The sequence below is a fragment of the Mesorhizobium sp. M0894 genome (assembly GCF_040319725.1).
In the GTDB taxonomy this organism is placed as follows: Bacteria; Pseudomonadota; Alphaproteobacteria; order Rhizobiales; family Rhizobiaceae; genus Mesorhizobium.
Genome location: NZ_JAMYOG010000005.1, coordinates 152090 through 177888, shown reverse-complemented (window position 1 = coordinate 177888; position 25799 = coordinate 152090). Strand labels below are relative to the sequence as shown.

Annotated in this window: 27 protein-coding genes; 11 read left to right on the top strand and 16 right to left on the bottom strand. The window is 62.6% G+C overall.

Features of this window, described 5'->3' with window-relative positions; all coding sequences use genetic code 11:
* Positions 1-49: 49 nt before the first annotated feature.
* The 3 genes from NKH91_RS12285 to NKH91_RS12275 all read right to left on the bottom strand — a co-directional run bounded on the left by NKH91_RS12285 (position 50) and on the right by NKH91_RS12275 (position 3331).
* Positions 50-1003, bottom strand: coding sequence for a TAXI family TRAP transporter solute-binding subunit (locus NKH91_RS12285; protein ID WP_051409598.1), 954 nt, complete (start codon positions 1001-1003; stop codon positions 50-52).
* Between the two features lie 94 nt (positions 1004-1097).
* Positions 1098-2429, bottom strand: a complete 1332-nt coding sequence (locus NKH91_RS12280) for an aspartate aminotransferase family protein (RefSeq protein ID WP_352589094.1) — start codon at positions 2427-2429, stop codon at positions 1098-1100.
* The gene (locus tag NKH91_RS12275; RefSeq protein WP_352846173.1) at positions 2426-3331 is read right to left on the bottom strand and encodes a MurR/RpiR family transcriptional regulator; all 906 of its coding nucleotides are present in this window, start codon (positions 3329-3331) and stop codon (positions 2426-2428) included. The genes NKH91_RS12280 and NKH91_RS12275 overlap by 4 nt, the downstream gene beginning before the upstream one ends.
* 96 nt (positions 3332-3427) lie before the next feature.
* On the opposite strand from NKH91_RS12275, the gene NKH91_RS12270 reads away from it, so the two are divergent.
* Both NKH91_RS12270 and NKH91_RS12265 read left to right on the top strand, forming a co-directional pair.
* On the top strand, positions 3428-4276 hold the full coding sequence (locus NKH91_RS12270; protein WP_023717033.1) for a beta-keto acid cleavage family enzyme: 849 nt from the start codon (positions 3428-3430) through the stop codon (positions 4274-4276).
* 167 nt (positions 4277-4443) lie between these two features.
* Complete coding sequence (locus NKH91_RS12265; RefSeq protein WP_352547634.1) at positions 4444-4836, top strand: GFA family protein; 393 nt, start codon at positions 4444-4446, stop codon at positions 4834-4836.
* 31 nt (positions 4837-4867) lie between these two features.
* Here NKH91_RS12265 and NKH91_RS12260 read toward each other — a convergent pair whose 3' ends face one another.
* Positions 4868-6376: a winged helix-turn-helix domain-containing tetratricopeptide repeat protein gene (locus tag NKH91_RS12260; protein WP_352846344.1), complete on the bottom strand. Its 1509-nt coding sequence runs from the start codon at positions 6374-6376 to the stop codon at positions 4868-4870.
* A gap of 148 nt (positions 6377-6524) precedes the next feature.
* Between NKH91_RS12260 and NKH91_RS12255 the strand changes: the two genes are divergently transcribed.
* Complete coding sequence (locus NKH91_RS12255; protein WP_352846169.1) at positions 6525-6767, top strand: DUF1127 domain-containing protein; 243 nt, start codon at positions 6525-6527, stop codon at positions 6765-6767.
* A 74-nt stretch (positions 6768-6841) separates the two neighbouring features.
* On the opposite strand, the gene NKH91_RS12250 is transcribed toward NKH91_RS12255, so the two are convergent.
* Together NKH91_RS12250 and NKH91_RS12245 are read right to left on the bottom strand one after the other, a co-directional pair.
* The gene (locus tag NKH91_RS12250) at positions 6842-7174 is read right to left on the bottom strand and encodes a DoxX family protein (RefSeq protein WP_352884934.1); all 333 of its coding nucleotides are present in this window, start codon (positions 7172-7174) and stop codon (positions 6842-6844) included.
* Between the two features lie 29 nt (positions 7175-7203).
* Entirely contained in the window at positions 7204-7566 is a 363-nt protein-coding gene (locus NKH91_RS12245; RefSeq protein ID WP_352547628.1) for a VOC family protein, read from the bottom strand.
* Between the two features lie 210 nt (positions 7567-7776).
* Here NKH91_RS12245 and NKH91_RS12240 point away from each other — a divergent pair, with 210 nt between their 5' ends.
* Together NKH91_RS12240 and NKH91_RS12235 are read left to right on the top strand one after the other, a co-directional pair.
* A complete protein-coding gene (locus NKH91_RS12240; protein ID WP_352884961.1) occupies positions 7777-8628 on the top strand; it encodes an AraC family transcriptional regulator in 852 nt (283 codons plus the stop codon).
* A 108-nt stretch (positions 8629-8736) separates the two neighbouring features.
* On the top strand, positions 8737-9168 hold the full coding sequence (locus NKH91_RS12235) for a VOC family protein (RefSeq protein ID WP_023717026.1): 432 nt from the start codon (positions 8737-8739) through the stop codon (positions 9166-9168).
* 127 nt (positions 9169-9295) lie between these two features.
* Here NKH91_RS12235 and NKH91_RS12230 read toward each other — a convergent pair whose 3' ends face one another.
* From NKH91_RS12230 to ehuB, 5 genes are read right to left on the bottom strand one after another with little or no spacing between them, the layout of a single operon-like run.
* On the bottom strand, positions 9296-10039 hold the full coding sequence (locus tag NKH91_RS12230; RefSeq protein WP_023717025.1) for a GntR family transcriptional regulator: 744 nt from the start codon (positions 10037-10039) through the stop codon (positions 9296-9298).
* Positions 10036-10815, bottom strand: coding sequence for an ectoine/hydroxyectoine ABC transporter ATP-binding protein EhuA (gene ehuA / locus NKH91_RS12225; RefSeq protein WP_023717024.1), 780 nt, complete (start codon positions 10813-10815; stop codon positions 10036-10038). Before ehuA ends, NKH91_RS12230 begins: the two co-directional genes overlap by 4 nt.
* Positions 10812-11471, bottom strand: a complete 660-nt coding sequence (gene ehuD, locus NKH91_RS12220) for an ectoine/hydroxyectoine ABC transporter permease subunit EhuD (protein WP_352547624.1) — start codon at positions 11469-11471, stop codon at positions 10812-10814. Before ehuD ends, ehuA begins: the two co-directional genes overlap by 4 nt.
* On the bottom strand, positions 11468-12196 hold the full coding sequence (gene ehuC / locus NKH91_RS12215; RefSeq protein ID WP_352483851.1) for an ectoine/hydroxyectoine ABC transporter permease subunit EhuC: 729 nt from the start codon (positions 12194-12196) through the stop codon (positions 11468-11470). Before ehuC ends, ehuD begins: the two co-directional genes overlap by 4 nt.
* 54 nt (positions 12197-12250) lie before the next feature.
* The gene (gene ehuB, locus NKH91_RS12210; RefSeq protein WP_023717021.1) at positions 12251-13120 is read right to left on the bottom strand and encodes an ectoine/hydroxyectoine ABC transporter substrate-binding protein EhuB; all 870 of its coding nucleotides are present in this window, start codon (positions 13118-13120) and stop codon (positions 12251-12253) included.
* Between the two features lie 240 nt (positions 13121-13360).
* Between ehuB and NKH91_RS12205 the strand changes: the two genes are divergently transcribed.
* The 6 genes from NKH91_RS12205 to NKH91_RS12180 all read left to right on the top strand — a co-directional run bounded on the left by NKH91_RS12205 (position 13361) and on the right by NKH91_RS12180 (position 20783).
* A complete protein-coding gene (locus tag NKH91_RS12205; protein ID WP_352483850.1) occupies positions 13361-14551 on the top strand; it encodes a M24 family metallopeptidase in 1191 nt (396 codons plus the stop codon).
* Positions 14552-14625: 74 nt separating this feature from the next.
* Positions 14626-15774 (top strand): M24 family metallopeptidase, encoded by a 1149-nt coding sequence (locus NKH91_RS12200; RefSeq protein ID WP_023717019.1) that lies wholly within the window; start codon positions 14626-14628, stop codon positions 15772-15774.
* A gap of 10 nt (positions 15775-15784) precedes the next feature.
* A complete protein-coding gene (locus NKH91_RS12195; RefSeq protein WP_023717018.1) occupies positions 15785-17041 on the top strand; it encodes a sarcosine oxidase subunit beta family protein in 1257 nt (418 codons plus the stop codon).
* 13 nt (positions 17042-17054) lie between these two features.
* Complete coding sequence (locus NKH91_RS12190; RefSeq protein WP_023717017.1) at positions 17055-17336, top strand: sarcosine oxidase subunit delta; 282 nt, start codon at positions 17055-17057, stop codon at positions 17334-17336.
* Entirely contained in the window at positions 17333-20287 is a 2955-nt protein-coding gene (locus NKH91_RS12185) for a sarcosine oxidase subunit alpha family protein (RefSeq protein WP_023717016.1), read from the top strand. Before NKH91_RS12190 ends, NKH91_RS12185 begins: the two co-directional genes overlap by 4 nt.
* A complete protein-coding gene (locus NKH91_RS12180; RefSeq protein ID WP_352884932.1) occupies positions 20280-20783 on the top strand; it encodes a sarcosine oxidase subunit gamma family protein in 504 nt (167 codons plus the stop codon). The genes NKH91_RS12185 and NKH91_RS12180 overlap by 8 nt, the downstream gene beginning before the upstream one ends.
* A 66-nt stretch (positions 20784-20849) precedes the next feature.
* Here the strand turns inward: NKH91_RS12180 and NKH91_RS12175 are convergent, their stop codons facing one another.
* The 5 genes from NKH91_RS12175 to NKH91_RS12155 all read right to left on the bottom strand — a co-directional run bounded on the left by NKH91_RS12175 (position 20850) and on the right by NKH91_RS12155 (position 25731).
* A complete protein-coding gene (locus tag NKH91_RS12175) occupies positions 20850-21314 on the bottom strand; it encodes a cupin domain-containing protein (RefSeq protein ID WP_352589071.1) in 465 nt (154 codons plus the stop codon).
* Between the two features lie 214 nt (positions 21315-21528).
* Complete coding sequence (locus NKH91_RS12170; protein WP_023717013.1) at positions 21529-22404, bottom strand: aldose 1-epimerase; 876 nt, start codon at positions 22402-22404, stop codon at positions 21529-21531.
* 5 nt (positions 22405-22409) lie between these two features.
* On the bottom strand, positions 22410-23210 hold the full coding sequence (locus tag NKH91_RS12165; protein ID WP_352884931.1) for a FadR/GntR family transcriptional regulator: 801 nt from the start codon (positions 23208-23210) through the stop codon (positions 22410-22412).
* Positions 23211-23212: 2 nt separating this feature from the next.
* Positions 23213-24214 carry an ABC transporter permease gene (locus tag NKH91_RS12160; RefSeq protein WP_023717011.1) on the bottom strand — a complete coding sequence of 334 codons (1002 nt, stop codon included), beginning with the start codon at positions 24212-24214 and terminating at the stop codon, positions 23213-23215.
* The gene (locus tag NKH91_RS12155; protein WP_352483848.1) at positions 24211-25731 is read right to left on the bottom strand and encodes a sugar ABC transporter ATP-binding protein; all 1521 of its coding nucleotides are present in this window, start codon (positions 25729-25731) and stop codon (positions 24211-24213) included. The genes NKH91_RS12160 and NKH91_RS12155 overlap by 4 nt, the downstream gene beginning before the upstream one ends.
* Positions 25732-25799: the final 68 nt, after the last annotated feature.

The window sequence follows — 25799 nt, the reverse complement described above, 5'->3', positions numbered from 1 at the left end:
CACAATTATTTGCGATGCGAGGTGCCCGTTGCGCCTCGCATCGGAGGCCTCAGAGCCAGCCCTTTTCCTTGTAGTAGCGCTCCGCGCCCGGATGTACCGGCGCCGACAGACCGGTCTTGATCATCTCCTTGGGATCGAGATTGGCGAAGGCCGGATGCAGTTTCTTGAAGTCGTCGAAATTTTCGAATACCGACTTCACCAGTTCGTAGACCACCTCATCGGGCGTGCTGGCGTTCGCCACGACAGTGGCGCGGACGCCGAATGTCTTCACGTCGTCCGGATTGTTGGCGTACATGCCGCCCTTGATGGTGGCGACTGAAAAGTAGGGATGGGCTGCTAACAGCGCGTCCACTGCCGGACCGGTCAGTGGGATGAGTTTGGCGCCACAGGCCGTGGTCGGATCCTGGATCGCGGCGGAAGGATGACCGACGCCATAGAAGAAACCATCGATCTTGTTGTCGCACAGCGCGCTGCCCTGCTCGTCCGCCTTCAGCTCAGCGGCAAGCGAGAAATCGCCGAGCGTCCAGCCAATCTGCTTGAGCAATTCCTCCATCGACGAGCGGGTGCCTGATCCGGGATTGCCGACGTTGAAGCGTTTGCCTTTGAAGTCCTCGAATTTGGTGACGCGGGCGTCCGGCCGCGCCAGCACGGTAAACGGCTCGGGATGGACGGAGAACACGGCCCGCAGATCCTTGAACGGCTTGCCGTCGAAATTTCCAGTCCCCTCATAGGCCTGGTACTGGACGTCCGATTGGGTCAAGCCGAAATCGAGGTCGCCGGTCTGGATGGAGTTGACGTTGAAGACGGAACCGCCGGTCGACTCGGTCGAGCATCGGATGCCGGTTTTCTGCCGGTCCTTGTTCATCAGTCGGCAAATGGCGCCGCCCACAGCGTAGTAGACGCCGGTGACCCCGCCGGTGCCGACCGTGACGAAGCGCTGCTCGGCTCCGACGGATGGCAGCGCCAGCAGCATGCAGGCCGCCGCGCCGATCAGGGTTTTCATCGAACTATACATGGTTGCTACCTCTCTGGTGGTTGTCCCGGCCCGTCGCCGATGACGCGTTGGAATTGGGTTGAGACGATCCGCGTCGTGCGGGTCAGGCCGCTGAAGCGATCGCAGCGTCGATCGCCTCACCGAGCCGTTCGACTATCCGATCGATATCCTGTTTGGAGATGATGAAAGGCGGCGCCACAAGCACATGAACGCCGCGCACACCGTCAATCGTCCCGGCCATCGGGTAAATCATCAGGCCGCGGGCCATTGCTTCGCGCTTGATGCGGGCGTTGAGTTCAAGCCTCTGGTCGAACGGCTCCTTGGTGGCGCGATCAACCACCAGCTCGATTCCCCTAAACAGACCCCGCCCGCGAATGTTGCCGACGTGATGGTGGTTATCGAAGCGTTGGTGCAGGCGTTCGTCCAGCTGCGCGCCCATTGCGCTGACGTTGTCGAGCAGACGGTCACGTCGGATGACCTCCTGCACGGCAAGGCCGGCCGCGGCCGCCATTGGATGCCCCATATAGGTATGCCCATGCTGGAAGAAGCCCGAGCCTTGGGCAAAGGCGTCGAAGATATGCCTGCCAAGCAGCACCGCGCCAATCGGCTGGTAGCCGCCGCCGAGCCCCTTGGCGACGGTCAGCAGGTCGGGAGTGATGCCGTCCTGTTCGCACGCATGCAGCGTGCCGGTACGGCCCATGCCGCACATCACTTCGTCGAGGATGAGCAGCACGCCGTAGCGGTCGCAGATCGCGCGAATGTGCTTGAAATAATTGGCAACCGGCGGCACGGCGCCGAGTGTGGCACCCACCACCGGCTCGGCGACAAAGGCGATGACCTCGTCCGGGCCGAGTTCGAGGATCTTGTCTTCGAGCTGCTGGGCGGCGCGCGCCGCATAGGCTTCGTCGCTTTCGCCATGCTTTTGATAGCGATAGGCGTAACAGGGGTCGATGTGATGGGTCTCGATCAGCAACGGCCTGAATTGGGCGCGCCGCCATTCATTGCCGCCGGTGGCGAGAGCACCGAGCGTATTGCCGTGATAACTCTGCCGGCGTGCGATGAGATGGCGCCGTTGCGGTTCGCCTTTCTCGACAAAATATTGCCTGGCCATCTTGAGCGCGGCCTCGACCGCCTCCGAGCCGCCGCTGACCAGATAGACATGGTCCAACCCTTCCGGCGCGTCCTCCACCAGCCGATCTGCCAAGCGCTCCGCCACCTCGGTGGTGAAGAAGCTGGTGTGAGCGTAGGCGATGCGGTCAAGCTGGGTGTGCAGTGCAGCGATCACGTCGGGATGACCGTGGCCGAGACAGGACACGGCGGCGCCGCCCGACGCGTCGATATAGGACTTGCCCTCGGCATCGAACAGTTCGATGCCTTGGCCGCGAATGGCGATCGGCAGCGTCGAGTGGATGGTTCGATGAAGAATGTGTGTCATCGACGGTCCCTCATGGGCATTTTCTTCGGCGGACGTTGGTTCAGATGGGTCTTGAGGGCGGCGCCCTGCTCATCGAAACGTCGCAGCGACTCAACAGCGCCCTCGCCTGCCTGCCCTGCGACAAGAGCACCGAGGACCTCCGCAACGATGAAAGCTGGCGTCATGGTGTGGAAAAAGGACGGGCTGCCCGTCGGCACGATGACCAGGTGATCGGCAAGCAGCGCCAAGGGCGCTACCCCGCTGTCGGTGATCGCAATGACCGGTACGCCGCGGCCGGCAGCATACTCGACAAGCTCGATGGTGAAGCGCGTGTAGGGCAGGACGCTGGCGGCGACAAGCACGTCGTCCTTGGTCGCGTGGGCCAGAGCGTCGCCGTCGGTTCCGCCGATGCAGTGCAGCAGCACCGACTTCTCGCCGATCAGCGACAGGATGTAATGCAGATGCCAGGCCACTGCGTGGCTCGAGCGCAGGCCGAGGCAATAGACGCGCCTTGCCGCACTCAGCGCCCTGGCCGTGCCGACCAGACGGTCGATCGACCTGCTTTCGGCGAGATGGGCAAGCTGGCTGGAAATTGAATCCAGAATATCGGCCGCCAGCGCGTGGTCGCCCTTGAGCTTTTGGCTGGCCACCTGGAGGCCCGCCTTGCCGGCAAAACCGATTTCGCCGTCCCGGATCGCGGCGGCGTAGATATCGCGTACGGTCTCGTAGCCATCAAGGCCGAGATGCTGGGCCAGCCGCGTCATCGTGGCCGGCTGCACTCCCGCGTGCCGGGCCTGCTCCCGCATGGACAACAACGCGACATCATACGGCTTATCAAGGACATAGCGCGCGGCGGACCGAAGCTGCGCCGACATGCCGTCGAAGGCACTGACGATCTGTCCAGCAAGCTCTCCCTGATCCATGGATATTGCTAGCTCGCCAGACCAGCGATTGCAACGTCTGTTTCAGTGTGGTCAAAGATTGATTCATATGAATCTTGTCACTCACAGAGCGTCTCCATGAAGCCGGCCCATGGTCTCGATCGCGTCGCCATAGCTGTCGCGCCGAACGGGGGACGTCGCAGCAAGGCCGACCATCCGGCGATTCCGCTGACACCAGCCGAACTTGCGCGGACGGCCGCGGAATGCGCCGATGCCGGTGCGGCTATGATCCACGTCCATGTCCGCGACAGAAGCGGCAATCATCTGCTCGACGCCGACGCCTACCGCCAGGCGATCGCCGCCATCCGCGGTGCCGCCGGCGACCGCTTGGTAGTTCAGATCACTTCCGAAGCACTCGGTATCTATTCGCCGGCCCAGCAGATGGCCGTCGTACAAGATGTGAAGCCGCAAGCTGTCTCCCTGGCGCTTCGCGAAATCGTTCCTGATGCCGGATCGGAGCTCGCATTCGCGCGCTTCATGGCCTGGCTGCGCACCGAGGGAGTAGCGCCGCAGATCATCCTCTATTCGCCCGAGGAGGCCGTCAGGCTTTCGGACATGCAGCAGCGCGGACTGATCCCCTGGGCAAGCATACCGGTTCTCTACGTGCTGGGCCGCTACACGCCGGGACAGACGTCCGTTCCTGCCGATCTCCTGCCATTCCTCGCGGCGAACACGCCGCGCTTCGACCATTGGAGCGTCTGCGCCTTCGGCCGCAACGAAGCGGCGTGCGTGATCGCCGCCGCGTTGCTTGGCGGCCATATCCGGGTCGGCTTCGAAAACAATCTCTTCCTTCCGGACGGCAGAATAGCTTCGTCCAACGCCGAACCGGTAGCGACGGTCGCACGCATACTCGCCGACTGCGGCGTCAAGATCGCCTCGGCCGCCGAGTTGGCGGCTCAATGGAACGCGCCGTTTCGTTCCATATGACAAACCAAAGCCTATTTTCGGCGGCAAGCTCGCGTAAGGCATAGAGAGGCGGCTGCAATGTCATCGCCACGGAAGAACGACGTGTCCCCGCCTACGGCGCGGCGATTGCAACAACAGTGCCGGTCGTTGTAACCATTCCGGCCGCTTGATTTTGGAGGAGACGCAGCATGGACCGATTCACCGGCGGGTGCCTGTGTGGCAACGTCCGAATTGTCGCGTCGGGGCGCCCATACCGGGTCGGCCTTTGCCACTGTCTCGACTGCCGCAAGCATCATGGCGCCCTTTTTCACGCTTCCGCGATATTTCCTGAGGATGCGGTGACGATCGACGGCGAAACACGCGACTATGCCGGGCGGTTTTTCTGTCCGCGCTGCGGCTCGTCGATTTTCGGACGCACCGCCGACGAAATCGAAGTGAACCTGGGATCCCTGGATGCGCCTGACCAACTGATGCCGACCTACGAAAGCTGGATCGTCCGTCGCGAGTCCTGGTTGCCGCTGTTTCCGCTCACCAGACGATACGAGCGCGATCGTGACGCCACGGGTCGCTTTGAGGAATAGGTCGCACGAACGGTGCGACGGCGCCGGCGCGTCACTCCGGAAGGCCGGCCTTGCGGAAGCCGTCAACGAAATGCTCAAGCGTCGCAGCGTCGCGGAATGGCTCCGTCGTCGCCCAGTGCCGGGTTGTGAAATGCGGGTTGCCGACGAGGAACAGTTCGACCTCTGCACGCGCCTCGTCGAGCCGGCCGAGTTGGGCAAGGCTTGCCGCCAGGAAACGGCGTGAGCTTGTACGATAAGTCTCGTCCCTGCGCAGTGTCTCGACAGCAGCCTCGTATTCGCGGGCCGCGTATTGCGCCTGCCCGAGCGTCAGATAATACCAACTTGCCGGAAACGGGTTCAGCCGGAAGGCCTTGCGGATGTGCTCAAGGCCCTCCTCGACCTGCCCCGCCAAGATCGCGATGTCGGACAGTGCCGCCCAGGCATCGGCCTCGTTCGGGTCGAGCTCGATGGCCTTGGCGAATTCCGCATCCGCCTCGGCGAAGCTGCGCTCATAGGCAAGCAGGTAAGCCAAGACCCAGCGGCAGCCGGCATCGTTGGGATCGATCGCCACGGCTTTGCGCGCCAGCTCCAAAGCAACGCTACGGGACGTTTCGGTTGGTCCGCCGGAATGCACCCATCCCATCCAGTGGTTCATGGCAAGCCAGCGATAGGCCTCGGCGTATTCCGGATCGAGCGAAACCGCGCGGGTGAGCATCAGATGCGCTTCCCGCGCCGTCTGCGGCGAATCATCCATCAGCTTGCGCGCCCGCACGCAGAGATCGTAGGCCTCGAGATTTTTGGGCCGATTGCGCGGCGGTAGTGCGCGTAGCCGGCCGAGCAGCGCCTCGACGATCTTGCCGGTGACCTCGTCCTGAACGGCAAAAATATCTTCCAGGCTGCGATCGAAGCGTTCCGCCCATAGATGATCGCCGCTCGTCGCGTCGACCAGTTGTGCATTGATGCGCACCTGCCCGGCGGCGCGTCTTGCGCTTCCCTCCAGCAGGTAGCGCACGCCAAGCTCCTCAGCGATCCCGCGCACGTCCATCGCCTTTCCTTTGTAGGCGAAGGCCGAGTTGCGTGCGATAACGAACAGGCCGGAGATCCTCGACAGGTCCGTGATCAGGTCTTCGGTCAGCCCATCGGCGAAGGATTCCTGCTCGGGATCGCTGCTGACATTAACGAAAGGCAGAACGGCTATCGATGGTTTGCCGGGTAGCGGCAAAGGTCTTCGCTTGGCGCCGCCGAGCTGTTCGACGGCGCCCGTGAAGCGGTAGCCGATGCGCGGAACCGTGACGATCCATTCACCGCCGTCGGCGGCCGGACCAAGCAGCTTCCGCAGCAGCGCTATCTGGACGGTAAGGTTGCCCTCCTCGACGGCGGTGCCCGGCCACGCCGCGTCCATCAACTCAGCCTTGCTCAGGATTTCGCCGGACCGTCCGACGAGCGCCGCAAGCAGCTTTAGCCCGCGGTAGCCAACGGCAACGGGGACACCGTTCCGGAGGAGCGTTCCCGCGCCCGGATCAAGCGCGAACGGTCCAAAGGCAAAGCGCGATCCCTGCATACGGCGCATCTATAGCCCGTTTGGAAGTTTTGAGAACTATTTGGGAGAGCTTAATTACGGCGCTGTTCGTATCCTGCAGGATTCCTCCTCTTTCAGGTCGAGGGTCCTCCCAAATCGTATTGGACCTCAAACCATATGGAGGTTTGCCATGAACGATATTCCCACCTTTGCCTCGGGCCAGCATAAGGCAGCTCGGCTGGCGGAAGTGTCGCGTCGGCACTACAGCCTGGCGACGCTGCAAGGCATTGTCGCGACCTGGCGCGAGCAGACACGCTTTCGCTGGGAACTGAAGCAAAAGTTGAAGGACAATCCGCATTTGATCGACGATATCGGCCTGACGAAAAGGCAGGCCGAGGAAGAGATCGCCAAGCTGCCCTTCTGGCAACGATAAGGCGAGTTGCAAAGACACCGGATCACCAACGAGCAGTGGCAGGTGAAGACGAAGCCGCCGCCTCGAAACGATGATCACAGGCTAGTGGTCGCGGCGACAATCAACCCGCCCAAGACGGCAACATTGATGGTGAAGCCGGTACGAAGCACTTCGCGTTCATCGCCGCTGTAGCGCCAGAAGTTGAGCGCCATCAAAGACGCCGCAATGGTGAACACGGCCAAGGCCGCGGCGGGAAAGGGTCCACCAAGGCCCGTTGCGAGGCAAAAGCCGCCGCCGATCTCAAGCACCGATCCGGCCGCGAGAAGAGGCTTGGGAGCAGGAAAGCCCCGTTCGGCCAGGGACGCTGCAATCGCCCGGAATCTGAGGAAATGCTCGGCGCCTGCCCAGATAAAGACGCCGCCGAGCAAAACCAGTCCGAGGTGGTGGAGGACCGCGATCATTCCTTGCTGCCGTCTTCGGTGTAAACCGCAAGCTCGTAACCATCCGGGTCAGCGAAATGGAAGCGCCGGCCGCCGGGGAAGCCATAGATCGGCCTGACGATCTTGCCTCCCGCTTGCTCGACACGCTTGACCGTTGCCGGCAGATCATCGGCATAGAGAATGACGAGCGGGCCTCCTCCCGATCTCGCTGGGCCAGCGGCGAAGCCACCTGACAAGCGCCCGTCGTTGAACTCGCAATATTGCGGGCCGTAGTCAGTGAAGGTCCAGCCGAAGGCCTTTCCGTAGAAGTCGCGTGACCGCTGAATGTCTTTCACGTTGAATTCGACGTAGTCGATCCGTTGGTCGTTGTTGTTGCTCATGACGCATACCTCTCGTGTGATGTACGACACCGAAAGATAAGCACGCATCTCGCTTGCCGGATTGAACAAAACGGCCATCGACGTATGAGCAGCAAACGGCGCCGCCGATGGCGATGCACGTGACATCACCCCTCATCTGCCCTCTTCGTTCCGGCCGGAAGAAAACAACCGATTCTTGCAACCGTTCTCGATTGGCAGACGTTGTCGGTCGTGCAGATTGTTGTCTCGAGCGACGGCCGGGCGCAGCCGCTGCGCCGTAGGTTCACCGCCGCTAATCCGAAGGGGAGCGAGATGAGCGATCCCGTCCCAGCGCAGGCAACGGGCACATTTCAGCAACGTCCAGTGTCGGCGCGGCTTCGCGCGACCTTCGCTTCGGTGTGGGTGCATCGAATGGACCCGGCGGGCTCACCGCCAATCGTCGTCATGCCCGACGCAACGATCGATCTGCAATGGATCGGAGGCAGCTTCCGAATTGCCGGACCTGACAAGGAGCCGCAGACCGAGGTTCTAGCGGCGGACGAGGTCGTGATCGGCTTGCGCTTCCATCCTGCCGCGGCGGCGGCATGGCTCGGCGTGCCGCAAATCGAGCTGGTCGGTCAGCGGTTGTCGCTCGACGATTTGTGGGGAGCGCGAGCTCGGCGCCTCGCCAGCCGCGTGCGCGCCAGCGACAATCTCGAAGATCTGGCCTGCTCGCTCCAACAGGTCGTCGTCGAGGAGATGGCCTCCCACGCCCCAGACGTTCCCATGCAGGCGGCATATCGCTTGATCGAGCGCGCTCCGCCACCCGACGCGCCTCTCGTCCCTTGGTTGATGCGCGCCCTCGAGATGAGCGAAAGGACGTTGCGCCGGCGCTTCGACGAGAGCTTCGGCTATGGCCCCAAGACGCTTGAACGTATCCTCCGCTACCAGCGCTTTCTGCGGCTTTCGAACCAATCGAACAGCACTACGGCCATCCTGGCAGCCGAGGCGGGCTATTCCGACCAGGCGCATCTTGTTCGCGAGAGCCGACGCCTGACAGGAAGCACCCCGCGACAGATTCATCACCTGCTGCACGGCGAGTGAAACCTCGGCGCGTTCTTCGACTTGGCGGCACGCTTTTGGCCGTTTTGTTCAAGTCTTCACTGTCGCCCGACTTTATCCTGGTGTCTCCGACAACCAGAGGAGACTGCCATGAAACCGCGCATTTCGGTTTTGACGATCGCTGTCGCCAACCTCGAGAGTTGCCTCGTGTTCTACCGCGACGGCCTCGGCTTGCCGACGGAAGGGATCATCGGCCGCGAATTCGAGCATGGCGCCGTCGCGTTCTTCACGCTGTCCGGCGGGTTGAAGCTCGCGATCTGGGCTCAGGACGACCTCGCCTACGACACCGGCCTGCCCAAAGCGCCGATCAGTTCGACCTCGTTCACAATCGGCCACAACGTTGTGCGCCGCGAGGAAGTCGATCAAGTGATGGATGAGGCCGCCCGTGCCGGAGCCGAGATCATCAGGCCTGCCCGGGACACGTTCTTTGGCGGGTATGCCGGATACTTCCGCGACCCGAACGGACACCTGTGGGAGGTCGTCTGGAACCCCGCCAACATACCGAGTGAGGATCCTCTTTAGGGCGGCGCGGACCTGCAGTATCGAACGGCGTTAGTCATCCCCAGTGCTGGCAAATTCTGTCGGCATCGGGGCGGGCGGCCATGCTTTCCCTGGCAAACGAAGCCAGCTCGACGGCAGTCCACCAGTCTTAAGGGGCTGATTGTGTAGCTTTATCCAGATTCGCCTCGCCTGCATGGCGCATCATGCGACGGAAGCTCATTGAGATATGCGCCCGCCTTATGTGCCCTATGGACTCCCAGTCGCCGATCTCGGCGGCGGCAAGGACCTCTTCCATTTCGCGGCGGAACGCGGTGAATTCCTCGACAAGGCCCAATTGCGGCATCAGCTTCAGGACGACGCGCGCAACCTGAAAATACAGGCGCTCGCTGATCTCGCGCAGTGGCTGGTTGCCGGTCATCGCCGTGAGCTCGTAAAAGAAGTCCATGTTGAGGCGCAGGAAAGCCCGCTGGTCGGGATTGAGTATATCGGCATCGCAGCGCGCGATGAGCGCCCGTATCCGGTCGAGGTCGTCCGCCGTGCGCGGGATCGGTGAAAGCTTGCCGACGAGGAGCGCCAGCTCCAGGCGCAAATGATAGACCTGCTGCAATTCCTCGATATCGACGTCGGTGACGATCGTGCCGACGCCGTGGACGGATTGAACCAGACCCTCGGATTCAAGGCGCGCCAGGACACGCCGGACCGGCGTGCGGCTGATCTCGAATTCCTGGGCAAGTTCTTCCTCGGACAGACGGCTTCCCGGCGCATAGACGAGCAGACAGATGCGGTCGCGCAATATCCGGTAGATGCGCTCGAACCGCTCTCGCGCGGAGAGCGGGCGCGGCGGCGCGGCGGTCACCGTCGTGGGCGGCTTGGCCTTTGTCTCGATCGTCACCCAGCCTCCAGGACAGCGTGCAGGAATTGCCTTGTCCGCTCGTTCTTGGGAGCACCAAACAGTTCGCTTGGCGGCCCCTGCTCGCAGATCTTGCCTTGATAGAAGAAGCAAACGCGGTCGGAAAACTCCTTGGCGAAGCCCATCTGGTGGGTGACCATCAGCATGGTTAGATCATGCTCGCGGCCGATCTGCCTTATCACCTGCAGCACTTCGCCGACAAGCTCCGGGTCGAGCGCAGACGTCACCTCGTCGAACAGCATGATCTTGGGCCGCATGGCAAGCGCCCTGGCGATGGCGACACGCTGCTGCTGGCCGCCGGAAAGCTGTGACGGATAGTGGTCCTTCTTCTGGGCCAGACCGACCAGCTCCAGCAGCTCCGCCGCTCTTGCCTCGGCGTCCGCCCGCTTCATGCCGAGCACCGTTATCGGCGCCTCGATGCAGTTCTGCATCGCCGTCATATGCGGAAACAGGTTGAACGACTGGAACACCATGCCGATCTTGGCGCGGATTTTACGGATATGGGCGAGATCGGCGGGAACAAGCTTGCCGTTCCTCTCCATATGGGTCAGCGGCTCGCCTTCGACCCAGATGACACCGTCATTGATCGTTTCCAGCGTCATCAGCATGCGCAACACCGTCGTCTTGCCCGAACCCGACGGACCGATGACGGAGACTTTTTCGCCGCGCGCTATTTCGAGATTGAGCCCGTCGAGAACGGTTAACGTGCCGTAGCGTTTCGATACATTGTCGAAGCGGACCATCGGTTGTTCCGTCATCGCGTGGTCCTCCGGTTGAGCAGCCCTTCGAGGGAGCGGATGAGCGCCGCCGAAACCAGGCTCATGGCAAGGAAAAACAGGCCGACCAGCGTGATCGGCTCGGTGTAGCGGAACGTTTCGGAGCCGATGATCTTGGCAGTCTGCATCAGTTCCATCACGGCGATTGCGGAAAGCAACGGCGTCTCCTTGAACAAGGCCACCAGATAATTGCCGAGCGCCGGAACGATCGGCGGGATCGCCTGCGGGATGATGATGTCGCGAAACGTCGTCCAGGACGAGAGATTGAGCGCGATCGAGGCTTCCCACTGGCCGCGATGGATGTTGTCGAAACCGGCGCGATAAACCTCGGAGCAATAGGCGGCGTAGTGGATACCGATGGCCAGCACCCCGGCGGTGAAGGCGTCGAGCACGACACCGAATTTCGGAAAGACGAAATAGAGAAAGAATATCTGGATGAGCAGCGGGGTCGAGCGGATCAGCTCGACCAGCACCGAAATCGTCCAGCTGGTCCATGGCACGGCGATGCGGACGACCGCCAGCACCAGGCCGAGCGAGGCCGCAAGCGCAAAACCGATCAGCGTCGCCTCGATGGAAATGATGGCGGCGCGGGCGAGCACCGGCAGGATTTCCAGGGCAAATCCCCAATCCCAGATCATGCCGCCTTCCCCCGCGCCAGTCCGAGCGACGCCCGCCTTTCGAGAAGCCGCATGCCGATGGTCACAACCAGCGACATTGCCAGGTACATCAAAAGGACGAGGGTGAAGATCGGAATGGTCTTGAACGTGTTCTGGTTCATTTGCTGCGCCTTGAAGGCGAGGTCCGAAAGCGTGATCAGCGAAACCAGCGCTGTCGATTTCAGAAGCTCGATGAACAGATTGCCCCAGGGCGGGATCATCGCGACAAAGGCCTGCGGCAGGATGATCCGGCGCAACATCTGTGGGCGGCTCATGTTCAATGCCGTACACGCTTCCCACTGCCCGCGGGCGACGGACTGGATCGCGCCGCGCACGCACTCCGATCCGTAGGCGCCGACATTCAGGCCGAGTGCGAGCACTGCCACCACGAACGCGTTGATCGTGACGCCGAATTGCGGGAGGACGAAAAACAGCCAGAACAATTGCACCAGCGCCGACGTTCCGCGAAAGATCTCGACATAAACCGTGGCCAGCCATCTGAGCGGCGTTGGACCGTACATCCTTGCAAGTGCTGCAAGCACGCCCATGATAATTGCGAGCAGGCTGCCGAGGACGGCGATCTCGACTGTCAGGACCGCGCCTTGCAGCAGCCCCGGCATGAACACTCGGTAGCTTTCCTGTGTTGCCAAGGCGCCGATCACGACGAGCGCGATGACCAGCATGGCAACGAGCGTACGGATACCCATGCGATTCCCCCGGGGAAAAAGGGCGGCGCTTTCGCGCCGCCAGCAGTTGGGAACCTATTTGCCAGCACAGAGCTCTGCGGTCGTCTTGTTGGGGAGATAGTCCTTGCCGAAGCCGAGTGGCTCGACCAGCGCGATATGCTCCGGCGAACCGAGGAACTTCTTCAGCTCGGCGTTGAACGCCTCCTGCAGGTCGGTGTCTTCCTTGCGGAAGCCGAAGCCGCCATGACCTTTCACCGACTTGCCGGCGACCTCGCCGAAGGGCTTGGTCGATTCGACGCCGTCGGCTTTCTTGGCCATGTCCGCGATCGAAAGAGCGGTCAGTGCGGCAGCGTCGGCGCGGCCCGACTGGACGGCGGCGACCAGGCTGGACTGGTCGGGCAAGGAGACGATCTGCCCACCGGCAACGCCCGCTTCCTTGGCGAAGCCGCCTTCGACGGCGCCGGCCATCACGGCAAGCTTGAGATCCGGATTGTCCTTGATGCTGGAAAAATCCTTGATGCCTTTCGGATTGCCTTTTGCCACCAGCATAGCCTCGCCGATGCCGTAGGACGGCTCGGAGTAGTTGATCTCAGCGCAGCGCTTCGGAGTGATGAACATGCCGGCGGCGATGATGTCGAAGCGGCCGGCCTTGAGACCCGGAATGAGCGAGCCGAATTCGGTCAAAACACCGTCGACCTGCGGTATGCCCATCTTGGCGAGCACCGCCTTGGCGACTTCCGGCGCTTCGCCGGTCAGCTTGCCGTCTGGCGTGGCGTAACCGAACGGCGCCTCGTTGGCGAAACCGACGCGGATGTAGCCGTCCTTCTTGGCCCGTTCGAGGGTGGTTTCCGCGTGAGCGGACAGCGACGTCAATGACGTCGCGGCGAGCGCGATGCAGGCAGCCGCTTTCACGACCATGCGGCGCGATATCGATGATTTGAGCATGCTTTTCTCCCATTGAACAACTGTGGATGGTTCCCAGGGCGCGGCCTTCTTCGAGGTCGACGCCTGCTTGATCAGACGTATACAACTGCACTAGACATTTCGCAAGCAGAGATATAGAAACCATGTAAATTCGGCGCTAATTCGTAGTTATCCAACAAACTTGACGTCGAGTTGTGCACAATTTCGCCTGGTTTGCCCATTTACACGAGGGCAACAGCGTACCCAGAAGGCAGGACTTCGGTGGCGACCGCGAACGAGTTCGGGACATTCACGCAAGCGGAGTATGGGCAGCGCCTGGCCGACGTGAAGACACGCATGCAAAAAGCCGGCTTCGATCTCGTCGTCTGTCAGGATCCAGCCAACATGTGCTGGCTGACCGGCTATGACGGATGGTCGTTCTACGTTCCGCAGTGCGTGCTCGTCCATCTGGAGGAGGACCGGCCGATCTGGTTCGGCAGGGCGCAGGATGCCAAGAGCGCACGCCTAACCACCGGCCTGCCCGAGACAAACATCGTGCCGTTCTCGGAACGGCTGGTGCAGCAGCCGGTCGAACACCCTTATGACGAACTCGCGCAACTGATCCGGTCGCGCGGCTGGGGAAAGGCCCGCATCGGCGTCGAGATGGACGCGCATTATTACACTGCGCGCTGCCACGCCCACCTTGTCGAGGGGCTGCCCGACGCGCACTTCGCCAACAACCACGATCTCGTCAATTGGGCGCGGCTGGTGAAATCCGAAGCCGAGCTGGTGCTGATCCGCGAGGCGGGTGCGATCTGCACGCATGCAATGAACCGCGCCATCGAGAAAATGCGACCCGGTGTGCCTCAGAACCATGTCATTGCGGAAATCTATCACGCACAGATCATGGGCGTGCCCGGAGCTGGCGGCGACTATGCCGCGATCTGTCCGCTGATGCCCGTTGGCGAAGGCACCAGCACGCCGCATCTGACGTGGTCCGACGCGCCGCTGCCGGACAGCGGCCTCGCCATTCTGGAGATCGCCGGCGTGCGCCGCCGCTATCATGCAGCCCTGACCCGGACGGTACATTTCGGCAAGCCGCGGCAAGCCATCCTCGACATGGCCAAGGCGATCGTCGAGGGCGTCGACGCTGGCCTCGAGAAGGCGCGCCCCGGCAACACCGCCGAAGAGGTGGAAGCCGTCTGGCAGGCAGTCCTGCGGAGGAACGGACTGAAGAAGGAAAGCCGCGTCGGCTATCCGGTCGGGCTCGCATACCCGCCCGATTGGGGTGAACGCACCGCAAGCCTTCGTCCCGGCGACACCACCGAGATGCAGCCTGGGATGTGCTTCCATTTCATGGCCGGCGTTTGGCTCGACGATTTCGGCATCGCCATCTCGGAATCGTTCGTCGTCACGGAACGCGGCGGCGAACGCCTCTGCGATGTGGCGCGCGAACTCATCGTTATCGATTGACATGGCGGCCGGGAAGCCGGCTGCCGAAAAGACCATGCCTGCCACCAAGCCGGCAACAAGCACGAGGACGCCCGATGGACCGTAATCCCTTTTCCGAAGCCGAAATCGCCGGCCGCCTTGCCAAGGTCCGTACTACACTGGCCGAGCGTGAGCTCGACGCGGCGGTCTTCGCCTCGCCGGAGAACGTCTTCTATCTCACCGGGCTCGATCACTGGGGGTATTTTGCCCCTCACCTGCTGATCGTCCCGCTCCAGGGAAAACCTGTCCTGGTCACCCGCTCGATGGAAAAGGTGACCATCGAGAAGCGGGTGAAGGCAGCGGAATTCCGTGGCCACTCCGACAGCGAAACGGCGGCCGACCTTGCCGCGCGGGTGCTTGCGGAGCTCGGCCTGTCCAGCAAGCGGATCGGCCTCGAATACTGGACGGCCGGCCTTAGCCATGGACTTGCCGTAGCACTCCAGATGCAAGCGGATGCCAAGTGGAGCGACGTCTCCGGTCTGATCGACAAGATGCGGCGGGTGAAGAGCGCCGAGGAACAGGTGCTGATGCGGCGCGCCGCAAAGGTGACGGACGCCGCCGCCGGTGCCGCGATCGCCGCGATCTCGGATGGCGCTTCCGAACAGGAGGTCGCCGCCCAATGTGTTGCGGCAATGATCCGCGCCGGCGGTCATGCGCCGGGCTTCGGACCGTTCATCCGCCCGGCCGCGCGCCTGGGTGAAGAGCACACGACCTGGGGCGACGGGATCTACCGCAGGGGCGAGCCGGTCTTCGTCGAACTGTCCGGCTGCATCTCACGCTACCACGCGCCGCTCGGCCGGCTCATTCGCATCGGCCACATAAGCGACGAAGACGCCACAATGGCGGCGGTGACCGCCAAGGCGTTCAACGCTGTCGTCGAGGCGCTGCGGCCGGGCGCCAAGGCGCGCGATGTCTACGCCGCCTGGCAGGCCGTCGCCGACGAGGCCGGTCTTTCCCACTATCGCCGCCATCACTGCGGTTACCTGGTTGGCGCTGGCCAGCCGCCATCATGGACCGGCGGCAATTCGGTGACCGGCTTGAGGCACGATTCCGACCTTGAGATCGAGACCGGGATGAGCTTCCACATCCTGTCGTGGCTGATGGGAACCGGTCGCGGCGATGACTTCGTCTCCAACACGGTGCTTTTGACCGACGCGGGTGCTGAAGTGCTCACCCGCACGCCGGCCGGCCCGATCGTTCGATAGGCCCGCACGTATGGCGCGCTACTCGGCACTCTCGATTTTCCGCAACGCGCTGTCTGGCCAGAAGAATTGGCAGCGCGCCTGGCGGGCGGCGGAGCCAAAACCGTCCTATGACGTGATCGTCATCGGCGGCGGTGGACACGGCCTCGCCACCGCCTTCTACCTTGCCGATAACCACGGTATCCGCAACGTCGCGGTGCTCGAAAAGGGCTATGTCGGCGGCGGCAATGTCGGCCGCAACACCACCGTCATCCGCTCCAACTACCTGCTCGACGGCAACACCCAGTTCTACGAATTCTCGATGAAGCTCTGGGAGACCATGTCGCGGGTGCTGAATTTCAACGTCATGTTCTCCCAGCGCGGCCAGCTCGTCACAGCGCATTCGGCCGATCAGCTCGACGGTTTCAGCCACCGCGCCAACGTCATGCGGCTGAACGGCATCGATGCCGATATCCTCGACCGCGAAGAGGTGCGCCGGCTGGTGCCCTATCTCGATTTTTCCGACACTGCCCGCTTCCCGATCCATGGCGCCATCTTCCAGGGCCGGGCGGGCACGGCACGCCACGACGCCGTCGCCTGGGGCTATGCGCGCGCCGCCGATAGCCATGGCGTCGACATCATCCAGAACTGCGAGGTGACAGGCTTCCTCCGCGACGGCGACAGTATCGTCGGCGTCGAAACGACGAAAGGCCGGATCGGCGCCGGCAAGGTCGGCCTCGCTGTTGCCGGGCATACATCCGTGCTCGGTGCCAAGGCCGGCCTTGAACTGCCGATCGAAAGCCACGTCCTGCAAGCCTTTGTCACCGAACCGCTGAAGCCGCTGGTAGATCACGTCGTCGCCTATGGCGCCGACCACTTCTATGTCAGCCAGTCCGACAAGGGCGGGTTGGTCTTCGGCGGCAATCTCGACGGCTACAATTCCTACGCCCAGCGCGGCAATCTCGGCGTCGTGCGCGAGGTGGCGGAGGCGGCGATTGCATTGATGCCGTGTATTTCGCGCGTCCGCCTGCTGCGCCACTGGGGCGGCGTCATGGACATGACCCCCGATGCCAGCCCGATCATCTGCCCGACGCCGATCGACGGCCTCTATCTCAACGGCGGCTGGTGCTATGGCGGCTTCAAGGCAACGCCAGCTTCCGGCTGGTGCTTCGCCCACACGATCGCCACCGGCAAGCCGCATCCCTTGATCGCGGCCTACGGGCTCGATCGTTTCCGCACCGGCCACACGCTCGATGAGGCCGGCGTCGGCCCTTCCGCTTGGCTGCAATAGGAGGCGGAACAAAATGCTGCGCATCGAATGCCCCTGCTGCGGCCCGCGCGACCATGACGAGTTCCGCTACGGCGGCGATGCCTCGGTCACGCGTCCGGCCCATGACGATCCCGATCCGGAGGCCTGGTACCGTTACGTCTATATCAGGACAAACCCGGCCGGCCCGCACCGTGAATACTGGCAGCACGTGACCGGTTGCCGGCAATGGCTGGTGGTCGAACGCGACACCCGCAACCATGCCGTCGCATCAGTCGACTTCGCCAGGAAATCAACTCTCAGGAAATCACCGGCATGAGTTCGAACCGCAAACGCCTGCCGGTGGGTGGCCGTATCAGTCGCGAGGTGCCGCTCGATTTCACCTTCGACGGCCGCAAGCTGATTGGATATCGCGGCGACACCCTTGCCTCCGCGCTGCTCGCCAACGGCGTCACTCTCGTCGGGCGCAGCTTCAAATATCATCGCCCGCGCGGCATCTTTTCCGCCGGGCCGGAGGAACCGAATGCGCTGGTTACGCTCGGGATCGCAGGCAGGCGCGAGCCGAACCTGCCGGCGACGACACTGGAACTCGCCAACAGCATGGACGTGGAAAGCCAGAATCGCTGGCCATCGCTGGCCTTCGACGTACAAAGCGTCAACGGGCTGTTGGCGCCGTTTCTGTCCGCCGGCTTCTACTACAAGACCTTCATGGGCCCGACGCGCCGCGCCTGGATGTTCTACGAGCACTTTATCCGCAAGGCGGCCGGTCTGGGCAGAGCCGGCACCGGCCCGGATCCCGACCGCTACGAGGTTCGTCATGCTTTCGCCGATGTCGCAATTGTCGGCGGCGGCCCGGCGGGATTGTCAGCAGCGCGGGCAGCCGCCGCGGCCGGGGCGCGGGTCGCGCTGATCGAGCAGGATTTCCTGCTTGGCGGCCAGCTTCTGGCGGAACCGTCCGACAGCGCAGCGGCCGCATGGTTGAGGCAGGCCGAGGCCGAGTTGAAGGGCTTCGAAACCGTCGTGCTGATGAAGCGGACAACCGCTTTCGGCAGCTATGACGGCAATGTCATCGGGCTGGTCGAACAGCGCGATCCAACCGGTCCGAAGCCGAACGGCGAGGCGCGGCAAACGGTCACCATGCTGCGCGCCCGCTCGATCGTTTTCGCCACTGGCGCCATCGAGCGACCGATGGTGTTCTCGAACAATGACCGGCCCGGCGTCCTGCTTGCCTCAGCCGCCCGGACCTATCTCAACCGTTTCGCTGTCCTGCCGGGCAAGAAAATCATTGTCGCCACCACCAATGACGGTGCCTGGCGCACCGCCTTCGACTATGCCGCAGCCGGCGCGGAGGTGACGGTTGCGGATCTGCGCGCAGTCCCGCCCGCAGCACTTGCCGCGGAAGCCGCACGGCTCGGCGTAATGATACGGGCCGGGACGCGGATCGTCGACCTGCACGGCGGCCATGCCGTCAGGCACGTAACGCTCAACGGGCCGGAGGGCCAGTCCTCGGCCGCCTGCGACCTGGTCTGCGTGTCCGGCGGCTGGTCGCCAACCGTGCATCTCACCTCGCACCTCGGTGTCAAACCTGTCTATCGCGACGATATCGGCGGCTTCGTGCCGGGCGCGTTTCCGGCCGGCCGGCTAGGTGCCGGCGCGATGATTGGGGCCTATGCAACTGCCGATGCCATCGAGGACGGTCATCGCGCCGGCATCGACGCGGCAGCCTCCGGCGGCAAGTCGGCGCCGGTTCCCGCTCCGGCCAAACTCGATCTCGGCGACACCGCCACGACGCTACTTCGCGAAGCGCCTTCCGTCGGACATGGAAAAGCCTTCGTCGATTTTCAGATGGATGTGACGACGAGGGATATCGAACTCGCCCATCGCGAGGGCTATGAATCGGTCGAGCATCTGAAGCGCTACACCACGCTCGGCATGGGTACCGATCAAGGCAAGACCAGCAATTTTCCGGCGCTTGCCGCGATGGCGGCGCTGCGCAACGCAACGATTCCCGAGACCGGCGTCACGACCTTCCGCCCGCCCTATACGCCGGTTGCCATCGGGGCGCTTGCCGGGCGCGCCATCGGCCATCATTTCAAGCCGATCCGCCGCACGCCAATGCACGACTGGCACATGGCCAACGGCGCCGAGATGCTCGAGGTGGGGCTCTGGATGCGGCCCTATTTCTACCGGCAGTCCGGACATGACGTGAATGAAGCCTATGTCGCCGAAATGCGGAATGTACGTCAGGCCGCGGGGCTGATGGACATCTCCACGCTCGGCAAGATCGACGTCCAAGGCCCGGATGCGGCAATCTTCCTCGACCGCGTCTACGCCAACGGCTTTGCCAAGCTGGCGGTCGGCCGCGCCCGCTACGGCGTCATGCTGCGCGACGACGGCATCGTCTTCGACGACGGCACCACGACGCGGCTGGCGGAAAACCGGTTCTTCATGACCACTTCGACCGCCAAGGCCGCCGATGTGCTGTCGCGTCTCGAATTCCTGCTCGACACGGCCTGGCCGGATTTGCGCGTGGCCGTCACTTCGGTCAGCGACGAATGGGCGGCGATGTCGGTTGCCGGGCCTAACAGCCGCGCGATCCTGAATGCAGCGTTTCCCGCTCTCGACGTTTCCGACGCGGCGCTTTCGCATATGGGACTACTCGAAAGCGGATGGGGGGGCCGTGCGCTCCGCATCCTACGTCTCAGTTATTCCGGCGAGCGCGCTTACGAAGTCTATACCGGCGCCACTGCCGGTGAACAGCTCTGGAGCCGTCTGCTCGAAGCCGGCAGACCATTCGACCTGAAGCCTTACGGCGTCGAGGCGCTAGGTGCGCTGCGCGTCGAAAAGAGCCATGTCGCCGGACCTGAAATCGATGGACGCACGACGCTCGACGATCTCGGCCTCGGCCGCATGGCCGGCAAGCGCAGCGGCTTCGTCGGCGACGTCCTGCGACGGCGCCCTGCCCTCCGGGCGCCCAACCGGCAGCGCCTGGTCGGACTGGAATGCATCGAGGACGGAAAACGCCTGCGCGGCGGCGCCATCCTGTTCCTGCCGGATGAGAAACCCTATGGCCATGGGCGCGGTCGCATCACCTCCGTCACTTTCAGCCCCGAGCGCGGCCATTATGTCGGGCTGGCCCTGCTTGCCGGCGATGTCGCGGCAGAAGGAAGCGAGGTCGTGGCGGTCTATCCGATGAAGGCCGAAACAGTTCGCGCCCGCATTGTCTCGCCAGTATTCCTCGATCCACAGGGAGAACGGCTGCATGGCTAGCTTGACCTCTTCTCGGGATTTCAGCCTATCCGTGGCCGATTGTCCGCTTATCCAGATCGAGGGCTGGGACGGGACACTGAGACAATTCGAAAAGAGCGTCTCGGCGTCGCTCGGCACGAAACTTCCCGCTTCGGTCGGAGAGACCGTTCGCCACAAGGGGCTTCTAATCATCCGCATTGCACCTCGCCGCCTCTGGCTGGTTCTCGACGAAGGCACGCAAGCGCCCGCGCTTTCCGTCGACTCCGATCTCGGCTGTTCTGTTCCCCTCGGCGAAGGTCGTGTTCGTTTGAAAATGGCCGGCCCTGACATCGCAAGGCTTCTGTCCGGCTGCATTACCGTCGACTGGCACGCGCCGGCCGCCGCTCCGGGCCGCGCCGTGCAGACATCCTTCCATCATGTCTCCGTGCTCTTCCTGCGCACCGGCGAGGCCGCGTGCGAACTCATCGTGCCGCGAAGTTTTGCCCGCAGCCTCTCGGATTGGATTGCGGATGGCTAGCCAATGGTGGTTTCTCGGGCAAGGATCGGCTTTAGCGGCCGATCCAAGCCGCTATCACGAAACCGTTTACCCTCTTGCTGGCCAGTCTTGCAGAAGCGTAATCCCAAATTTCGGCGCGGCTGCTTTGAGCCGCTCGATATCGGCAGGCGTCGGCGGCCCGACCACCTCTCCCTTGCCGAGTTCATGGCCACCTTCGGCGAGGAACTGCTCGAACACACTTGGCGTGTCTATCAGGATGTAGCGAACGGGCTGGTTGCCGGGATTCACGAGCTGGTGCGGGATGCCGCGCTTCAAAAACATGCTCTCACCGGGCGAGAGCGTTCGGACCTCGCCGGCCACAATTGCGGCCAACTGCCCTTCGATGACGTAGACTGTCTCGTCGTCATTCGCGTGAACATGGATTGGTGTTTTCGTCTGCCCGTCGCTTCGGTTTTCGAAGAGACTCAACAAGCCTCCCGTCTGTTCGCCGGAGACCAGTCGCTTCATGACGATGCCTGCGAGCACGAATTCCTTTGGGTCAACATCTGTCATTGATCCAATCTGCCAGGTACATTCGGAGTAGGCCCGTACCGTGCCGTCAAGCAGACAAACTGCGCAGCGACATCCGGCAAACGTCGAACGGGCTCACGGGTTCCCGGTCGCCGGAGTTCCCTCTTCCCAAGCTCACTTTGGACGAAAAGCCGGCTAACCGGACATGCTGGCCGACACCGACATACGCCAACTCGAGGGCGCCGCAGAGGTCCGTCTAATTGACGGCGAAGCTGCAACGGGCTGCCAGACTCTCGCCAGGGCCAAGCACCGACAGTCCATTCCATTTGTCGATCGAACCACGATTGTGAGCATCGACCGCATGACTGACCGGTTCAAAACAGAAGAAGTCGCTCTCGTCCGATGGCGAATAGACCAGGTAGAAGTTCAAGGGCGACGAAGCTTCAATCCGCAGGCTGCAACTGTGCTCCGGCCACGATATGGTAGCGACGCCGTCCCAGCCGGCAAACAGATTGTTTATCCATCCGCTCGGCAATACGGCCGGGGCGCCGAAATCCCAATCGGGGCGGGTTTTGACATCCACAAACCGTTCGGGGAGATGGCTGGGCAGTTCGAGACAAACCTGCGAGGCCGGCGCATGAAGCGCGGTCCGTGCCGTTCTCGGGAACCATGGATGGATACCAAGCCCGAACGGCAGCCTGACCGAGGCCCGATTGACGATGCGAAGCTTCAGCTCGAGCCCTTGTCTGGCTAGCGCGTAGCTCACATCGGCGCGATATCGGTATGGGCCGGGTCCTTTGCTGATAAGGGACAGCTTTGCGTTATCTTGCGCTACGCTGTCGACGTCCCACTCGCTCGAAAATCCATTGCCGTGAACGGGAAATGGCTCGCCTGCAACATTGGCAGGCAGTTCGTGGAATTTGGAGTCGAATGTGAATCCGCCGCCCGAGATGCGATTCGACCACGGCAAAAGCAGGTTGCAGGCAAGGTCGAATGGGTTGCTGCTCCCGCCGTTTGGCCAAGGCCTGAAGATCGGCACGCGCCCATGGTCCAGTCTCGCAAGACCTGCCCCAAGCGACGGGACGATTTCAGCGGACAGGTCTCCGCTTCCGATTTTGATCGTTCGGACCATCAGTTTCAGACGGTATCGGCCTTGGCAGCGGCGATCGGCTGTGGATGGCGGCCTTTGCGAGCCACTGCAAGGAGGTCGTTCGACGCGATCCCGATGAGCGCCTTCATCTGATCGTGAGCGTCGTCGGCCCTGCGCATCCGGATTGCCTCCAGCACGTCGCCATGCGCGCTCAGCGTCTGCTGGTAATTAGCGGTGGCCGATGTGGTCAATCGGAAGGAGAAGCTGAGGGCGGCAGCAAGCATATTGCCGAGATTGGCGAACACCGGGTTGCGGCTGGCACGAAGCATGGCGGTATGAAACCTGACGTCGGCATCGAGACACGCAGCAAGGTCGTCCTGCGGAGCAATGCGCATGGCCTCATAGGCGGCTTCGATGACTGCGAGATCGCCTGACGTCGCCATCTTGGCCGCAAGGTGGGCGGCCGCGGGTTCAATGATCAGCCGCGCCTCGATCAATCCGCGGACGAAATCGAGATCGGGCTCGATATCGCGCATCCATTCCAGAACCTGTGCATCCAGCCTGTTCCATTCGCTCGACACGCGCACACGCGTCCCGGCCCGCTTGCGTGCCTCGATCAATCCTTTCGCCGAAAGCGTCAGAAGAGCATCGCGAAGCGCCGTGCGGCTCGCCCCGTAGATAACGCAAAGTTCAGCTTCCGTCGGCAAGACGGAGTGCTGCGCGTAGGAGCCGGCGAGGATTCGCTGTCCGAGATCGCGTGCGATGCGATCCTTGAGCGATGACGTGGCGCCATCTGCGGCAGGAATGTCCTGCTTGCCTTGGCCAGTCGAAGCGATCGCCGTGTCCATCGTCATGTCCTGTTCAAGTGGTACTCGGCAATTACCACAGCAAGTATCAGCAGCGAGCCCTTGGCAAGCAACTGATAGAAGGTTGGCACGGACGTCAGTATCATTCCGTTGTTGAGGACACCAATGATGGCGACGCCCAGTAGTGCGCCGACGATCGTGCCCTTACCGCCCTGCAAGGCGCAGCCACCCAGAACGGCCGCTGTGATGGCCTCGAGTTCCAGGCCTTGGGATCCGGATACGGGCTGCCCCGAGCCGGTACGGGCAGCCAACAGAATCCCGGCCAATCCGGCCGCCACTCCACTCATGATGTAGATGCCGACACGGTAGCGGTTGATGTTGATGCCGGAGAAGCGTGCAACAACGGGATTGCCGCCCAGGGCATAGATGTTGCGGCCAACGATCGAGCGGGCAAGGAAGAGATGGAACACGATCGCGGTCAGCAAAAGAATCCAGATCAGCAGAGGCAGGCCGAGGATTCGTCCGATCCCAATGAAGCGGAAAGTGTCGCTGAAAATCGCGATCGATTGCCCATCGGATATGATGAACGCGATGCCGCGGAAGATCGCCATCGTACCGAGAGTCGCGATGACAGCGTTGACCCGCCCGTAGGTGATGATGATGCCGTTCACGAGGCCGGCAAGACCACCCAGGACCAGGCCGGCAAGAATGCCCGCTGCCGGCGATCCGGTCGCCTGAATGGCCATTGCCGTCGATACTGTGGTCAGACCGACGATTGCGCCGACGGCAATATCAAGCCCGCCGGCGACGATGACCACGGTCTGGCTCATCGCCAGGACGCCCAGGATGGTAATGCCCAGACCGATGTTCAGCAGGTTTCGGCTCGAGAAGAACACGTCGCCTCTCAGAGTGCCGAAAATGAGCACGAGAATGGCGAGAGCAACCAGGAGGCTTATGTTGTGAATGCCGATGCGCTCTGCCATGCGCAAGGAAGGGCGTCTTTTGCCGGTTTGTGTTGTTGCTGTCCTGAGCTCAAGGCTGTTCACTGAATTTGTCCTCCGAGCGATGCTACAGATTGCGGCATGGCGTGCTTCAGGATCGTGGCCTCATCGATGTCTGGGCGGGAAAGTTCGGCCGTGATCCGGCCTCCAGCCATGACAAGCACCCTGTCGGCGAGCCCGATCAGTTCGGGCATTTCCGAGGAAATCAGGATTATGCCGATACCGCTTGCGGCGAGTTCATCGATCAGGCGATAGATTTCCGCCTTGGCGCCGATGTCGATGCCGCGGGTCGGCTCGTCGAGGATGAGAAGCATCGGCTGCCGGGCAAGCCAGCGCGCGAGAACGACCTTCTGTTGATTGCCACCCGACAATTTCGAAACCTGTTCGTCGAGGTTGGGCGCCTTGATCGACATCTTTGCTGCAAGCGGTGAGACGATCTCCAGTGCCTTGCGCCGGTTGAAGAAGCCGAAGGTCGACGTCTTGTCGGGCACGCAAAGCGAGGCGTTGTCAAGAATGCTTCGGAACAGCAGCAGGGCCTCGTGCTTGCGGTCTTCGGGGGCGAAGCCGATGCCTGCCACGATCGCTGCATGCGGACTGTTGGGGCCAACGGGCACGCCGCTCATCGTTATGGTTCCGTCGAGGCGCCGATCATAGCCGACAATCGCCTTTGCCAGCTCGGATCGACCCGCACCCATAAGGCCGGCAATGCCGAGCACCTCGCCGCGGCGGACCTTGAGGCTCACATCGGTGACGTGGTCGGTGGTCAAGCCCGCCACCTCCAGCAACGGTAGCCCCGATTGCCACGTCTCGCGCGTAAACAGATCGGCGATGTCACGGCCGACCATGAGTTTGGCTATGGTCTGCTCGCTGGCACCGTCCGCGCGGGAATCGTCGACCAGCCGGCCGTCCCGCAAAACGACAATGCGATCCGCAAGGTCGATGACCTCGTTCAGCCTATGAGAGATGTAGACGATCGAAGTGCCCTCTTCGCGCAGCCGCCGAATTACTGAAAACAGACGGCGCGCTTCGTCGTCGGTCAGCGACGAGGTCGGCTCATCGAATGCGATCAGCTGGCCGCCAGCACGTATGGCGCGCATGATTTCGATCATCTGGCGCTGTGCCGGGCCGAGCGTGCTGCAGAGTTGACGCGCCCGCATATCCTGCTGCATGCCGAAGGTCGCAAGCACCTTGTCGGTCTGCTCCTCGAGCCTATGCCAGTCGAGCAGGACGCCTGCCAGCCGTGGCAGTTCGCCGACGAAAATGTTCTCGGCCACGGTCAGGTTCGGAACGATCTCCGGCTCCTGATGGATGACGCGTATTCCGGCTCTGTGGCTGTCGCGCGGTTCGCTGAAAACGATCGGCGTGGAGCCATACAGCACGGTGCCGGTGTCCGGTGCGAACACGCCCTCGAGAATTCGCATCATTGTCGATTTGCCGGCGCCATTCTCGCCAACCAGAGCGAGCACCTCTCCTGGCCGAAAGGCAATCGAGACATTGTCGAGCGCCTGCACGACGCCGAAGCGCTTCGATATCCTGTCGAGCGAGAAGAAATCCGATTGCATCAAAGCTCACTCCCGAGGATCGATCCCGTGTGCCTGCCGACGAACTGCCGGCCCAAAGAGCGTCATGC

Excerpts from the sequence above, each read along its gene's own strand:
- NKH91_RS12255 (WP_352846169.1), top strand. The coding sequence starts at position 6,525 with ATGAACGATATTCCCACCTTTGCCTCGGGCCAGCATAAGGCAGCTCGG.
- NKH91_RS12285 (WP_051409598.1), bottom strand. The coding sequence starts at position 1,003 with ATGAAAACCCTGATCGGCGCGGCGGCCTGCATGCTGCTGGCGCTGCCA.
- NKH91_RS12165 (WP_352884931.1), bottom strand. The coding sequence starts at position 23,210 with ATGGACACGGCGATCGCTTCGACTGGCCAAGGCAAGCAGGACATTCCT.
- ehuB (WP_023717021.1), bottom strand. The coding sequence starts at position 13,120 with ATGCTCAAATCATCGATATCGCGCCGCATGGTCGTGAAAGCGGCTGCC.
- NKH91_RS12270 (WP_023717033.1), top strand. The coding sequence starts at position 3,428 with ATGAAGCCGGCCCATGGTCTCGATCGCGTCGCCATAGCTGTCGCGCCG.
- NKH91_RS12280 (WP_352589094.1), bottom strand. The coding sequence starts at position 2,429 with ATGACACACATTCTTCATCGAACCATCCACTCGACGCTGCCGATCGCC.
- NKH91_RS12195 (WP_023717018.1), top strand. The coding sequence starts at position 15,785 with ATGGCGCGCTACTCGGCACTCTCGATTTTCCGCAACGCGCTGTCTGGC.
- NKH91_RS12245 (WP_352547628.1), bottom strand. The coding sequence starts at position 7,566 with ATGAGCAACAACAACGACCAACGGATCGACTACGTCGAATTCAACGTG.
- NKH91_RS12175 (WP_352589071.1), bottom strand. The coding sequence starts at position 21,314 with ATGACAGATGTTGACCCAAAGGAATTCGTGCTCGCAGGCATCGTCATG.
- NKH91_RS12265 (WP_352547634.1), top strand. The coding sequence starts at position 4,444 with ATGGACCGATTCACCGGCGGGTGCCTGTGTGGCAACGTCCGAATTGTC.
- ehuD (WP_352547624.1), bottom strand. The coding sequence starts at position 11,471 with ATGATCTGGGATTGGGGATTTGCCCTGGAAATCCTGCCGGTGCTCGCC.
- NKH91_RS12235 (WP_023717026.1), top strand. The coding sequence starts at position 8,737 with ATGAAACCGCGCATTTCGGTTTTGACGATCGCTGTCGCCAACCTCGAG.
- NKH91_RS12180 (WP_352884932.1), top strand. The coding sequence starts at position 20,280 with ATGGCTAGCTTGACCTCTTCTCGGGATTTCAGCCTATCCGTGGCCGAT.
- NKH91_RS12155 (WP_352483848.1), bottom strand. The coding sequence starts at position 25,731 with ATGCAATCGGATTTCTTCTCGCTCGACAGGATATCGAAGCGCTTCGGC.
- NKH91_RS12200 (WP_023717019.1), top strand. The coding sequence starts at position 14,626 with ATGGACCGTAATCCCTTTTCCGAAGCCGAAATCGCCGGCCGCCTTGCC.
- NKH91_RS12260 (WP_352846344.1), bottom strand. The coding sequence starts at position 6,376 with ATGCAGGGATCGCGCTTTGCCTTTGGACCGTTCGCGCTTGATCCGGGC.
- NKH91_RS12275 (WP_352846173.1), bottom strand. The coding sequence starts at position 3,331 with ATGGATCAGGGAGAGCTTGCTGGACAGATCGTCAGTGCCTTCGACGGC.
- NKH91_RS12185 (WP_023717016.1), top strand. The coding sequence starts at position 17,333 with ATGAGTTCGAACCGCAAACGCCTGCCGGTGGGTGGCCGTATCAGTCGC.
- ehuC (WP_352483851.1), bottom strand. The coding sequence starts at position 12,196 with ATGGGTATCCGTACGCTCGTTGCCATGCTGGTCATCGCGCTCGTCGTG.
- NKH91_RS12190 (WP_023717017.1), top strand. The coding sequence starts at position 17,055 with ATGCTGCGCATCGAATGCCCCTGCTGCGGCCCGCGCGACCATGACGAG.
- NKH91_RS12170 (WP_023717013.1), bottom strand. The coding sequence starts at position 22,404 with ATGGTCCGAACGATCAAAATCGGAAGCGGAGACCTGTCCGCTGAAATC.
- ehuA (WP_023717024.1), bottom strand. The coding sequence starts at position 10,815 with ATGACGGAACAACCGATGGTCCGCTTCGACAATGTATCGAAACGCTAC.